Here is a 12,294-nt window from a genome sequence, read left to right as displayed (position 1 = left end):
GCGACGCCGTCGATATACGCCTCGTCTGCGGTGGGGTTGTATGACTTCGAACCCGGACGCAGGATTTCCGGTTCCGGCACGCCGCAGCGCAGCGTGATCGGCGGGTCGCCCCAGGCCGCCGTCATCGGCGAGCCTGGGGCGGTGTCGCGGCGGTTCTCGTTGTTCACGGTCTGCGGGACGTCCTTGGTCAGCGCCGCGCATGCGCTCTGTGCGCTTGCCGACGCCGTTCGCGGAACGTCCACGGCGACCGCGTCGCCGGAATTGAACAGCAGCCAGATCGCGCCGGCGGTGAGGGCCACCACGATGAGCGCGGCCGCCGCCAGCAGGAGGGTCGAGTACCGGCCGTCGCGCACCCTACCTCCGTATCGCATGTTCTCCGCGTTCGCGTGGGTCGGATCGGTTCGGTCAGAGCCGCACCACCGGGCAGGTGAGAGTGCGGGTGATGCCGTCGATGGTCTGGATCCGGGCGACCACCAGCTTGCCCAGGTCGTCCATCGTCTCCGCCTCGGCGCGCACGATGACATCGTACGGTCCGGTCACGTCCTCGGAGCTGGTGACCCCCGCCAAGCCCGCGATCTTCTCGGCGACCGAAGCCGCCCGGCCGACCTCGGTCTGGATGAGGATGTACGCCTGCACCATGCGGTCCTCCCTGTCCGTCCTGTCCGGTTGGACTAGTGAGAGTAGTCAATTAGAACTATGCGACGGCGAAACGTTACCTGCCTGATACCCGCGTGGCGCAAGCGGACCCGGATCGGGTTCCCACCAGGCAGTGGCTCCGGCCGATCTAGGGGTGTTTGAGCTGTGGAGTCGGTTAAGGGCGCGGCGTGTGGCGCGTGCGTTCGCAAGGCGGAGGGTTGTGCTCGGACTGGGCGTCCGGCCGGATGCGACAGGTGCCTGGCGGCACCCGGGGGCCCGATAACGCGGCGAGCGTGCGTGATGGGCGACGCGGCCCCGGCACCTCAGCTCAAACACGCCCTAAGCTTGCCGGGTGAGTGAACTGGCCGCCGATACGAGTGCCGACGAGACGCTGAGCGACGTCGGGGAATTCGGACTTATCGACCGGATCTCCCGGCACATGGCGCAGGGAGCCGCGGTGCTGCTCGGCCCCGGCGACGACGCGGCCGTGCTCGCCGCTCCGGACGGCCGTGTCGTGGCGTCTACGGACCTGCTGCTGGAGGGGCGGCACTTCCGTACCGACTGGTCCACCGGCTACCAGATCGGCCGCAAGGCGGCCGCTCAGAACCTCGCCGACATCGCCGCGATGGGCGCCGCGCCGACCGGGCTGCTGGTCGGTCTGGCGGCGCCTGGTGGGCTTCCGGTGGACTGGGCGCGGCAGTTCGCGCGGGGCCTGGCCGACGAGTGCGCTCTGGTCGGCGTCTCGGTGGCCGGAGGGGACACCACACGTGCCGCCTCCATCATGATCGCCGTCACGGCGCTCGGAGACCTCGGCGGCCGGGCACCGGTGACCCGGGCGGGCGCCCATCCGGGTGACATGGTGGCGATCGCGGGCGAGCTCGGCTGGTCGGCCTGTGGATACGAGTTGCTGTCGCGAGGCGCGCAGGGAGAAGGGCCAAGGAAGGCCGTGGCCCGGCACCGCTCGCCGGAGCCGCCGTACGCGCAGGGATTGAGCGCGGCCATGGCGGGCGCCACCGCGATGATCGACGTGAGTGACGGTCTGCTCGCCGACTTGGGGCACATCGCGCGGGAAAGCGACGTGGGCATCGACCTCGAACCCGGAGCCTTTCCGATTCCCGAAGAACTGGCCGAGGCGGCGCGTCGGCTCGACAAAGACGTGCTGCGGTGGATCCTCACGGGAGGCGAGGATCACGCACTCGCTGCGTGTTACCCGGCCGTTGCCGACATACCGCAGGGTTGGTCTGTCGTCGGGACCGTGCTCAAGCGCTCCGCAGATTCGTCCGAGCCACGCGTTACCGTCGCCGGTGCCGCGTGGGACGGCCCGCAAGGATGGGATCACTTTGCTTGATTCGTCTGACACACAGCCACCGGGGGCGCAGTCACCGGCGGTGCAGACAGAAACTGCACAGACAGAAACTGCACAGACACCGCCACGAGTACTCACGATCGCGGGTTCGGACTCGGGCGGGGGAGCGGGCGTCCAGGCCGACCTGAAGACGATGCTCTCCCTCGGTGTGCACGGGATGAGCGTGATCACCGCGATCACCGCGCAGAACTCACTGGGTGTGCACGGCGTCTGGCCGATGCCCCTGGAGGCCGTCACGGCTCAGTTCTCGGCGGTGGTCGGCGACATCGGCGTCGACGCGGTCAAGGTGGGCATGCTCGGGACCGCGCAGGCAGCCTCGGCGGTGGCCGCGCTGCTCGCGGGGCTCGACCCGGCGGTGCCCGTCGTCGTCGATCCGGTCTCGGTCTCCAGGCACGGCGACCGGCTCTTGGCCGACGACGCGCTGGACGTGCTGCGGACCGAAGTGCTGCCGCGTGCGACGGTCGTCACACCGAACCTGGACGAGGCGCGAGCGTTGACCGGCATCGCGGTCACCGACCTCGACGGAATGCGCGCCGCGGCGGCGAAACTGCTCGGATCGGGGCCGACGTGGGTTCTGGTCAAGGGCGGCCACCTCGACTCGGACAAGGCGACAGACCTGCTGACGAACGGTCAGGACGAGGTAACGCTCACCGCCTCGCGCAGCGACAATCGCCATACGCACGGCACCGGCTGCACGCTGGCGAGTGCGGTGGCGGCGTACCTGGCGCGTGGACGCACGGTGCCCGAGGCGGTGCGTGCGGCGAAGCTCTACGTCACGAACGCCATCGCAGCCGGATTCCCGCTCGGCACCGGCATCGGTCCGGTCGATCACGGCTGGAAACTGCGTCAGCACTGGATGACGGCGACAGTGCGGTGATGACAGTGGTGCGATGATGACAAAAGCCCCGCGTCGCGAGGACGCGGGGCGGCAAAGGCACCGTACGGCTAGCGGGAGACGCGATTGACCTTCCCGGCCTTCAGGCACTTGGTGCAGACGTTCTGGCGCTTCGGCGTGCCGTTCGCCAGCGTGGTGCGCACCCGCTGAATGTTCGGGTTGAAGCGACGCTTGGTGCGGCGGTGCGAGTGCGAGACATACATGCCGAAGCCCGGACCCTTGCCGCAGACGTCGCAGGTAGCAGCCACGGGAGACACTCCAAAAGACCGATGGTGATGTACGAGTACTTGAAGCTCACGGCCGACCGGGTTTCTCCGTGTTGAGAAGGAGAAGCGGCGGGCAACCTGGTCAGGGTAACGTACCGGGCCGCGCGAGAGCCAATCCGCTCGGAACCGCGGTTGACGGCGACGAGCCGAATATCCTCGGGACCAAAAGTTTCCCGACTCCGGCGGACAGGAAGGCGCAGCGTGCAGGAGACGCTCGACGGGCCGAAGGTGCGCCGGTGGGCGCGGGCGTGCCTGGTCGCCCTCGGCCGTGCCCGCGAGGAGATCGACGCGCTGAACGTCTTCCCGGTGCCCGACGCGGACACCGGTACCAACCTCTTCCTCACGTTCGAGGCGGCCTGCGAAGCGCTCGACTCGCTGCCCTCCGACGCCGGCGACGAGCCGGCCGGCGCGGCGGCGGCGCTCGGCGCGCTGGCTTCCGGAGCGCTGCGGGGCGCGCACGGGAACTCGGGCGTCATCCTCAGCCAGCTGCTGCGCGGGCTGGCCGACGAGGTCGGTGCCGCGATCCGGGACGGGCAGCCCGCCGGGCCGCGAGTGCTGGCCGCCGCGCTGGCCGAGGCGGCGGAACTGGCCTGGCAGGCGGTCGCAGCCCCGGCCGAGGGCACCATGCTCACCGTCGCCCGCGCCGCGGCCGACGCCGCCTGCGGCGTCGTGGACGACGCGGACCAACCGGGCGACTGGACGCTCGAACCCACCTTCTTCGCCGTCGCCGAAGCCGCCCGCGAAGCGGCTGAGGAGGCGCTCGCGCGTACACCCGAGCAACTGGCCGTGCTCAGTGCGGCCGGCGTGGTCGATGCCGGAGGCCGCGGGGTATGCGTCATGCTCGACGTCCTCGCCGCGCTGCTCGGCGGGTACGACCCGGGGCGCGCGGTCACGATCGGCCCGGTGCGCATGCCGCCACGGTCCGCCCCGGCGGTGGAGGCCGGGCCGCGGCACGAGCTCGACACGGTCGCGCCGGCCTTCGAGGTCATCTACCTGATCGACACGGCCGAGCCGCAGATCAGCAGGCTGCGCGCCGCCCTGGTGGACATCTGCGAGCAGGGCGGCGGCAACTCCCTGGTGATCGCCGGAGGCGCTGGTTCCTACCGCGTGCACATCCACGTCGAGCAGCCAGGGCCGGCGATCGAGGCCGCCATACGCTGCGGTGCGCTGCACGACCTGGAAGTCAATCTGCTGCCCGACGCCCTGCCGGGCGACGCTCCAGTCAGCGCCCCTGCGCTGGTCGACCCTGTGCTGCTCGACCCTGCTGCCGAACGCGTACCGGCACAGCTGCGTGCAGCGCCGGGGCGCGCCGTTCTGGCCGCCGCTCCCGGTCCCGGTATAGCCGAGCTGTTCGCCGCGGCCGGCGCGATCCCGCTGCCCTGCCTCGCCGGACGTCCGCCGACCAGCGCCCAGCTCAGCCGCGCCATCGCGGACGCCGGGGTCGAGGAGATCGTGGTGCTGGTCAACGACGCGGAGGGAATCGCCGCCGCGTCCGCCGCCGCGGAGCAGGCGCACCGTGGCTCGTCCGGTGTACGCGTCGCGGTGGTGCCGAGCAAGGCCGTGGTGCAGGGCATCGCGGCGCTCGCGGTGCACGAGCCGGGCCGCCGCTTCGACGCCGACATAGTCGCGATGACCGCGGCGGCCGGGGCCACCCGGCACGGCGCGCTCCAGATCGCCGAGGACGACGCGTGGACCATGGCGGGCGTCTGCCACGCCGGAGACGTGCTCGGCTTCATCGAGAGCGACGTCGCCCTGATCGCGCCGACGCTGCGGCAGGCCGCGCTCGAACTGGCCGACCGGATGGTGTCGGCGGGAGGTGAGATGGTGACGCTGGTGACCGGGGACGGATTCGGCGCCGCGGGCGACGGGCTGACCGCCGCCGAGCTGGTCGAGGCCGTCACCGCCCGCGTGCACGCGCGGCGGCCGGAGATGGACGTGGTGGCCTACGAGGGCGGCCAGGACGGCTGGCCGCTGCTGATCGGGGTGGAGTGAACGGTGGCGGACAGCGCCGGCCAGAAGCATGCCGACCCGATGGCCGAACCGCTGCGGAAGCTGCTCGGCGACCGCACGGCCAAGGTGCTCGAACGCAATCTCGGCGTGTCCACGGTCGGCGAGCTGCTGCGCCACTACCCGCGCCGCTACCAGGAGCGCGGCGAACTCACCGACCTGGCGGACCTGGCGCTCGACGACTTCGTCACGGTGCTGGCCGAGGTGGAGAAGGCGACCAAGCGCCAGTTCAAGGGCCGGCGCGGCACCATCACCGAGGTCGTGGTCACCGACGGCAGGGCCAGGCTGGCGCTCACGTTCTTCAACCAGCCCTGGCTGGACCGCGAACTGCGGCCCGGCCGGGTCGCGCTGTTCTCCGGGAAGATCACCGAGTTCCGCGGGAAGCGCCAGCTCGCCCAGCCCGAGTTCGAGCTGCTCGCGGGCGACGCGGACGCGCAGGAGGAGGCCGAGCGCTACGCCGAGGAGCTGATCCCGATCTACTCCGCCTCCGCGGGTGTCTCCTCGCGCAAGATCGAGCTCTGCATCAAGACGCTGCTCGGCGCCATGGGGGAGCCCGGTGACCCGGTCCCGGCGGCGGTGCGTGCGGAACATCGGCTCATCGGACTGGAGACCGCGCTGCGCGGCATCCACCGGCCGGATGACAAGTCCGAGATCGCCGCAGCCCGGCGCCGACTCAAGTGGGACGAAGCGCTGCCGCTGCAAGTCGTGCTGGCGCAGCGCCGCCGTAGCGCGCTCGAACAGCCGGCCGTGCCGCGTCCGGTCCGCTCCGGCGGCCTGCTCGACCGCTTCGATGCGAGGCTGCCCTTCGAGCTGACGTCCGGTCAGCGCGAGGTATGCGCGCAGATCGAACAGGACTTGGCGGCCACTCACCCCATGCACCGGCTGCTCCAGGGCGAGGTCGGCTCCGGCAAGACCGTGGTCGCGCTGCGCGCGATGCTCACCGTGGTCGACGCGGGCGGCCAAGCCGTGCTGCTCGCCCCGACCGAGGTGCTGGCCCAGCAGCACCACCGCTCCGTCCTCGACCTGCTCGGCCCGCTGGCCCGCGCCGGGCAGCTCGACGGCGACCCGGACGGCACCCGCGTCGCCCTGCTCACCGGATCGCAGGGGGCGAAGGAACGGCGTACCAACCTGCTGGACGCGGCGAGCGGCGCCGCCGGGATCGTGATCGGCACGCACGCGGTCATCGAGGACACCGTGCAGTTCGCCGACCTCGGCTTGGTCGTCGTGGACGAACAGCACCGATTCGGCGTCGAGCAGCGCGACGCCCTGCGGGTGAAAGCCGCACAGCCGCCGCACCTGCTGGTGATGACCGCCACGCCGATCCCGCGCACCGTCGCGATGACCGCCTTCGGCGACCTGGAGACCTCGGTCCTCGCCGAGCTCCCGCGCGGCCGCTCGCCGATCTCCACGCACGTCGTTCCCGCCGCTGACAAACCGCACTACCTCGAACGCACCTGGGTCCGCATCCGTGAAGAGGTCGCCGCCGGGCACCAGGCGTACGTGGTGTGCCCGCGGATCGGCGATGGCGCAGCCACCGGCAGCGACGAAGCCGAGGGCGGAGATGTCGACGTGGACGCTACGCGTGGTCCGGGACGGGCACGGCCGGACGCTGAGGGCGTGGATGAGACGGCGGACGTGGACGACGGCGAGAGCCAACTCTCCTTCGACGACCTCGCCGCCGCGGCGCCACCCGCGCGCCCCCCGCTCTCCGTCGTGGACATGTCCCGGCAGCTGACTGAGCACGAACTCTCCGGCCTGCGGGTCGGCGTCCTGCACGGCCGCCTGACCCCGGAGGAGAAGGACACGGTGATGACCGCGTTCGCTGCGGGCGAGGTCGACGTGCTCGTCGCCACGACCGTCATCGAGGTCGGCGTCAATGTGCCGAACGCCACAGTGATGGCGGTGCTCGACGCCGACCGGTTCGGCGTCTCCCAGCTGCACCAGCTGCGCGGCCGGGTCGGCCGCGGCTCCGCACCCGGGCTGTGTCTGCTCGTCACCGAGGTCCCGGCGGACACGCCGGCGCGCGAGCGGCTGGACGCGGTCGCCGCCACCCTCGACGGCTTCGAGCTCTCCCGCATCGACCTCGAACAGCGCCGGGAGGGCGACGTGCTCGGCGCGAGCCAGTCCGGCCGCCGCTCCTCGCTCAAGCTGCTGCGCGTCCTGCACGACGAGGACATCCTGCGCGACGCCCGGCAGGCCGCGACCGACCTCGTGCAGCGCGACCCGAGGCTGTCCGGCGAACCCGCGCTGGCCGCCGCCGTGGCCGCGCTGGTGAGCTCGGACCGCGCCGAGTACCTGGAGAAGTCCTGAGCCGGCCGAGAGAGTCAACCATATGACGCGCATCATCGCCGGGGCCGCGCGGGGCCGGCGCCTCGCCGTGCCCGACGGCCGCAACACCAGGCCGACTTCCGACCGGGCCCGCGAGGGGCTGTTCTCCGCGCTCGACGCCGCGCTCGGCGGGATGGCCGGGCTGCGTGTGCTCGACCTCTACGCCGGTTCCGGGGCCGTCGGCCTCGAAGCGCTCTCCCGCGGCGCGTCCGCGGCGCTGCTGGTCGAGTCGGACCGCGTCGCGGCCAGGGTCGTGCGCGCGAACCTCGACGCGCTCGGCCTGCCCGGCGGCCGGATCTCCGCCGACCGGGTCGAGCGTCTCGCCGCGGCGCCGTGCCCGGACGCGGCATACGACGTCGCCTACCTCGATCCGCCCTACGCCATGTCTGCCGAGGAACTCGCCGCGGTGCTGGTCGCGTTGTCCGAGCACGACTGGCTCGTAGACGGCGCCCTGGTCGCGGTGGAGCGTGCGTCCCGTGCCGCGCCATGGGTGTGGCCTGAGGGTTTCGACGCGCTCAGATCCCGCGGTTACGGGGAAGGAACCGTCTGGTACGGTCGCCGCCGAGCCGTGTAGCGGCGAATAAAGATCCGAAGGCCGGCGGGGTCCACCGCGGACCGCCGCCGACGACGACAAGGAAAGTCTCGTGGACCCCAATCCCGGTTCCCTCGCGACGACACCGCGCCGTGTGGTCTGTCCCGGCTCCTTCGACCCGGTGACCAACGGCCACCTCGATGTGATCCGCCGGATGTCGCTGCTGTTCGACGAGGTCATCGTCGCGGTCGGCAAGAACGCCGGGAAGAACGGCCTGTTCGACTACGGCGAGCGGACGCAGATGATCCGGGGGGTCACCGCGCACCTGCCGAACGTCTCCGTCGAGGTCTTCGAGGGCCTGCTGGTCGACTTCTGCGTCGAGCGCGGCGCCAAGGCGATCGTCAAGGGGCTGCGCGCGGTCGGCGACTTCGACTACGAGTTGCAGATGTCACAGATGAACCACCGGCTGGCCAACGTCGAAACCCTGTTCGTACCGACCAACCCGCTCTACAGCTTCCTGTCCTCCTCGCTGATCAAGGAGGTCTGCGCGCTCGGCGGGGACGTCTCCGGGCTGGTTCCGGAGCCGGTGCTCGACCGGTTGGTCGAGCGGCTGCGCAAGTAGCGTTCCGGTACTTACACGATATTTCCGGCAGGCGGCCCATTTCCGGCACGTGCCCCGCGCACGTCACCGTACGGGGTACCGTTGGCGGGACGCCCGCTTTCCGGCGTCGCCCGTGAGCCAGGGAGTGCCAGTCCGGTGGACGTTAACGCCAAGATCGACGAACTCATCGAGATCGTGGAGAGCGCGCGCGCGATGCCGATGTCGGCCTCGTGCGTCATCAACCGCGCCCAGGTGCTTGACCTGCTCGACGACCTCAAGCGGGGCCTGCCGGAAGAGATGGACAAGGCCCGCAGGGTGCTCGCCGACCGCGAGTCGGTCCTGGCGGACGGCCGCCGCGAGGCCGAGCGGCTGCTGGAGCGCACCCGCTCGGAGCGCGAGTCGATCATCGGGAACACGGACGTGAGCCGCGAGGCGCGCGGCGCGGCGGAGCGGATCCTCGCCGAGGCCAGGCACGAGGCGGAGCAGATGCGCCAGGAGGCCGAGGACTGGGTGGACCAGAAGCTGGCCAACTTCGAGGTCGTGCTCACCAAGACGATCCAGGCGGTCGGCCGCGGCCGGGAGAAGATGCGCGGCAGCTCCAACCCGATGGAGGAACTCGGCCGGCACGTCGACGAGCAGGACGCGGTCGCGGAGGAGCGGCGCCGTTCACGCGACTTCGGCGACGAAAACAGGTTCGACGGGTACGAGAGCCAGGAGTTCACCGTCGACACGTTCGCGGCCGAGGCCGAGCGCCCCTACGAACAGCACGAGTACGAGCACGAGGGCTACCCCGAGCGCCAGGGCGACTACGTGACGCAGGGCGCGTACGCGTCCGACCAGCACGACGGCTACAGCTACGAGCAGGGCGCGTACGACCAGGGTGCGGCGCACGGGTACGGCACCGGCGAGTTCCACACCGACCCGCAGCCGGCTCACTACGGCGGCCAGGGTTACGGCGACCAGGACTACGCGAACGGTTACGGCCAGCCGCAGCAGTACGGCCAGCCCCCGCAGCAGCGGCAGGCCCCGCCCGCGCAGTACCCGTCCGAGGAGACCTCGTACTTCGACACCGGCCTGATCGACGTGCGCCAGTTCCAGCACGACGGCTACGGCCGCTGAGCTGGGCTGCCGAACTGGGCCGATCCACGGCCACGGCCGGTGAGCCCCGCAGTTTGCTAAGCTTGACGGCCGGTAAACCATCCCCTTTTTCCGTTGTGGGAAGTCGTCATGCCTGCCGCACCGAAGCCGCGCCGATTCGACGCGCGGTCGCCGTTCGTTTTCGACGTGCGGGAGCTCGGCCGCCGTGCCGGTGCCATGCGTACGTACGACCGGGACATTCCGGCCGCCGACCTGCTCGACGTGAAGGGGACGCTCGACGACCTCTACTCGGCCGAGGGCGCCGACCTGGTGCTCGATCTGCGGATCGAGTCGGTGGTCGAGGGGATACTGGCCACCGGACGGGTCTCCGGCTCGCTGGTCGCGCAGTGCGTGCGCTGCCTCGACCCGATCGAGGTGGAGCTCGACGCCGACTTCCAGGAGCTGCTCTACTACGACATCTCGGACCTGACCGCCGAGGAGGCGGAAGAGGCGCAGCTCGTGGTCGAGGACCTGATCGAGGTCAAGGCGCTCGTGCACGACGCGGTGATGCTGGAACTGCCGCTCCAGCCGCTGTGCGAGGAGGACTGCCCCGGCCTGTGCGCCGAGTGCGGCGCGCGGCTGGCGGACGACCCGGAGCACGGGCACGACGCCGTGGACCCGCGCTGGGCCGCGCTCAGCGGGCTGTCCCTGAGCGGACCGGACGCGGGCGAGGACGGCGATGGGTGACGACGGGTGAACAGCACCCGGCGCCGTCCAGTACAGTCGTCGGAAGCAATTCCGGTCCGGGCGCAGCCGATCGCGTGCCGTCCGCCCGGTGAGCCAAGAAGCCTATAATTCTTCAGCTACAGCAGTGACAGTACCCTTCGGCGGCTTGACGGCCCCGGCGGGCGATGACCAGGAGAGTTCGAACCGTGGCCGTTCCCAAGCGCAAGAAGTCCCGCAGCCGCACCCGTTCGCGGCGTGCCCAGTGGAAGGCCGCGCCGCTGACCCTGGTCGCCTGTGACCGCTGCCGGGAGACCAAGCTGCCGCACACGGTGTGCAACAACTGCGGCACCTACAACAAGCGCCAGGTCATCGCAGTCTGACGGCCGGGAGCCGCCCCGTGACCGATTCCCAGGTGCCCCCCGCCGTGCTTGAGCAGCGGCTCGGTCTGCCGATCGAGCCGCTGCTACTGGAACGCGCGCTGACGCACCGGTCGTTCAGCTATGAGAACGGCAACGTGCCGACCAACGAGCGCCTTGAGTTCCTCGGCGACTCGGTGCTCGGCCTGGTCGTGACCAGCACGCTGTACGAGACGCATCCGGACCTGCCCGAGGGGCAGCTGGCCAAGTTCCGTTCGCACGTGGTCAACTCGCGCGCGCTCGCGGACGTGGCCCGCGATCTCGGGCTCGGCGCGTTCCTGCGGCTGGGCAAGGGCGAGGAGGCCACCGGCGGCCGGGACAAGTCCTCGATCCTGGCCGATACCATGGAGGCGCTGATCGGCGCCGTCTACCTCGACCACGACCTGGACGCCGCCGCCGCGCTGATCCACCGGCTCTTCGACGCGCTGATCGAGGCCTCGGCCGGGCTCGGCGCGGGACTGGACTGGAAGACCTCGTTGCAGGAACTGACCGCCGAGCACTCCCTAGGCGTGCCCGCATACGTGGTCACCGAGGACGGCCCCGACCACGACAAGTACTTCGCCGCCCGGGTCCGCGTCGCCGAGCGCGAATATCCGCACGGCCGCGGCCGCTCGAAGAAGGTCGCCGAGCAGATCGCGGCCGAGCACGCCTACCGGGCGATCCGGTCCGTGCACGGTTCCGTGAAGGCGGAGCCGGACGCCGAGAAGGCCTAGCGGGCGATGCCAGAGCTGCCTGAGGTCGAGGTCGTCCGGCGCGGGCTGGAGAAGTGGACGGCCGGGCGCACGGTCGCGGCGGTCGAGGCGCTGCACCCGCGGGCGGTGCGCAGGCACGGCGCCGGTGCGGACGACTTCGCCGCACGGCTGACCGGCCGGACGTTCGGCGTCGCGCAGCGGCGCGGCAAGTACCTGTGGATACCGTTGGACACGGACGCGGAGTTGGACGCGGACGAGGCCGTGGTCGGGCACCTCGGCATGAGCGGGCAGCTGCTGATCCAGCCGCCCGGCACGCCTGACGGCCCGCATCTGCGCGTCCGCGTGGTGTTCGACGACGACGGGTCCGAACTGCGCTTCGTGGACCAGCGGACTTTCGGCGGGCTGCTCCTCGACTCGCTCAAGGACGGCGTCCCGGTGACGATCAGTCACATCGCCCGCGATCCGCTGGAGCCGGGCTTCGACGACGCGGCGTTCATCGCGGCACTGCGCGCGAAGAACACCGGCGTCAAGCGCGCGCTGCTCGACCAGTCGCTGGTCAGCGGTGTGGGCAACATCTACGCCGACGAGGCGCTGTGGCGGGCCAGGCTGCACTGGGCCCGGCCCACCGAGACGCTGAACGGCCCGGAGGTGAGCCGCCTGCTCGCCGCGGTCCGCGAGGTGCTCGGCGAGGCGCTGGCCGTAGGCGGGACCTCGTTCGACGACATGTACGTCGACGTCAACGGGGAGAGCGG

At 71.1% G+C, this 12,294-nt stretch carries 14 protein-coding genes; 11 read left to right on the top strand and 3 right to left on the bottom strand.

Translation table 11 applies throughout. The features are described 5' to 3' along the window. Together VGS97_RS00855 and VGS97_RS00850 are read right to left on the bottom strand one after the other, a co-directional pair. On the bottom strand, nucleotides 1–353 hold a 353-nt coding region (locus VGS97_RS00855; RefSeq protein ID WP_326851191.1), incomplete at its 3' end, for a DUF3515 family protein. Nucleotides 354–405: 52 nt separating this feature from the next. Then, complete coding sequence (locus VGS97_RS00850) at nucleotides 406–639, bottom strand: Lrp/AsnC ligand binding domain-containing protein (protein ID WP_326851190.1); 234 nt, start codon at nucleotides 637–639, stop codon at nucleotides 406–408. Nucleotides 640–988: 349 nt separating this feature from the next. Between VGS97_RS00850 and VGS97_RS00845 the strand changes: the two genes are divergently transcribed. Then, the gene (locus tag VGS97_RS00845) at nucleotides 989–1,984 is read left to right on the top strand and encodes a thiamine-phosphate kinase (protein WP_326851189.1); all 996 of its coding nucleotides are present in this window, start codon (nucleotides 989–991) and stop codon (nucleotides 1,982–1,984) included. Between the two features lie 40 nt (nucleotides 1,985–2,024). Beyond that, nucleotides 2,025–2,879 carry a bifunctional hydroxymethylpyrimidine kinase/phosphomethylpyrimidine kinase gene (thiD, locus tag VGS97_RS00840; protein WP_326851188.1) on the top strand — a complete coding sequence of 285 codons (855 nt, stop codon included), beginning with the start codon at nucleotides 2,025–2,027 and terminating at the stop codon, nucleotides 2,877–2,879. Between the two features lie 68 nt (nucleotides 2,880–2,947). Here the strand turns inward: thiD and rpmB are convergent, their stop codons facing one another. Further along, a complete protein-coding gene (gene rpmB, locus VGS97_RS00835; protein ID WP_326851187.1) occupies nucleotides 2,948–3,145 on the bottom strand; it encodes a 50S ribosomal protein L28 in 198 nt (65 codons plus the stop codon). Nucleotides 3,146–3,364: 219 nt separating this feature from the next. Here rpmB and VGS97_RS00830 point away from each other — a divergent pair, with 219 nt between their 5' ends. The 9 genes from VGS97_RS00830 to mutM all read left to right on the top strand — a co-directional run. Continuing rightward, complete coding sequence (locus tag VGS97_RS00830) at nucleotides 3,365–5,155, top strand: DAK2 domain-containing protein (protein WP_326851186.1); 1,791 nt, start codon at nucleotides 3,365–3,367, stop codon at nucleotides 5,153–5,155. Nucleotides 5,156–5,194: 39 nt separating this feature from the next. After that, nucleotides 5,195–7,480, top strand: coding sequence for an ATP-dependent DNA helicase RecG (gene recG, locus VGS97_RS00825; RefSeq protein ID WP_349261927.1), 2,286 nt, complete (start codon nucleotides 5,195–5,197; stop codon nucleotides 7,478–7,480). A gap of 22 nt (nucleotides 7,481–7,502) precedes the next feature. Continuing rightward, the gene (gene rsmD / locus VGS97_RS00820; protein WP_326851184.1) at nucleotides 7,503–8,072 is read left to right on the top strand and encodes a 16S rRNA (guanine(966)-N(2))-methyltransferase RsmD; all 570 of its coding nucleotides are present in this window, start codon (nucleotides 7,503–7,505) and stop codon (nucleotides 8,070–8,072) included. Between the two features lie 70 nt (nucleotides 8,073–8,142). Next, a complete protein-coding gene (gene coaD / locus VGS97_RS00815; RefSeq protein WP_326851183.1) occupies nucleotides 8,143–8,652 on the top strand; it encodes a pantetheine-phosphate adenylyltransferase in 510 nt (169 codons plus the stop codon). Between the two features lie 135 nt (nucleotides 8,653–8,787). Next, nucleotides 8,788–9,750 (top strand): ATP synthase F0 subunit B, encoded by a 963-nt coding sequence (locus VGS97_RS00810; protein ID WP_326851182.1) that lies wholly within the window; start codon nucleotides 8,788–8,790, stop codon nucleotides 9,748–9,750. Between the two features lie 108 nt (nucleotides 9,751–9,858). Further along, nucleotides 9,859–10,455 carry a YceD family protein gene (locus tag VGS97_RS00805; RefSeq protein ID WP_326851181.1) on the top strand — a complete coding sequence of 199 codons (597 nt, stop codon included), beginning with the start codon at nucleotides 9,859–9,861 and terminating at the stop codon, nucleotides 10,453–10,455. A 185-nt stretch (nucleotides 10,456–10,640) separates the two neighbouring features. Next, complete coding sequence (rpmF, locus tag VGS97_RS00800) at nucleotides 10,641–10,814, top strand: 50S ribosomal protein L32 (protein ID WP_326851180.1); 174 nt, start codon at nucleotides 10,641–10,643, stop codon at nucleotides 10,812–10,814. Between the two features lie 17 nt (nucleotides 10,815–10,831). Beyond that, nucleotides 10,832–11,563, top strand: a complete 732-nt coding sequence (gene rnc, locus VGS97_RS00795) for a ribonuclease III (RefSeq protein WP_326851179.1) — start codon at nucleotides 10,832–10,834, stop codon at nucleotides 11,561–11,563. A 6-nt stretch (nucleotides 11,564–11,569) separates the two neighbouring features. After that, the coding region (gene mutM / locus VGS97_RS00790) for a bifunctional DNA-formamidopyrimidine glycosylase/DNA-(apurinic or apyrimidinic site) lyase (protein WP_326851178.1) at nucleotides 11,570–12,294 on the top strand (725 nt) is incomplete at its 3' end.

Origin of the sequence: Actinocrinis sp., from assembly GCF_035946395.1 — a bacterium.
GTDB lineage: Bacteria > Actinomycetota > Actinomycetes > Streptomycetales > Catenulisporaceae > Actinocrinis.
Note: the sequence above shows the minus strand (reverse complement) of the source record. Positions and strands in the feature narration are given on the sequence as shown.

Bases quoted from the DNA above. Each gene is read 5' to 3' on its own strand.
- VGS97_RS00850 (WP_326851190.1), bottom strand. From the start codon at position 639: ATGGTGCAGGCGTACATCCTCATCCAGACCGAGGTCGGCCGGGCGGCT.
- recG (WP_349261927.1), top strand. From the start codon at position 5,195: ATGGCCGAACCGCTGCGGAAGCTGCTCGGCGACCGCACGGCCAAGGTG.
- rsmD (WP_326851184.1), top strand. From the start codon at position 7,503: ATGACGCGCATCATCGCCGGGGCCGCGCGGGGCCGGCGCCTCGCCGTG.
- VGS97_RS00805 (WP_326851181.1), top strand. From the start codon at position 9,859: ATGCCTGCCGCACCGAAGCCGCGCCGATTCGACGCGCGGTCGCCGTTC.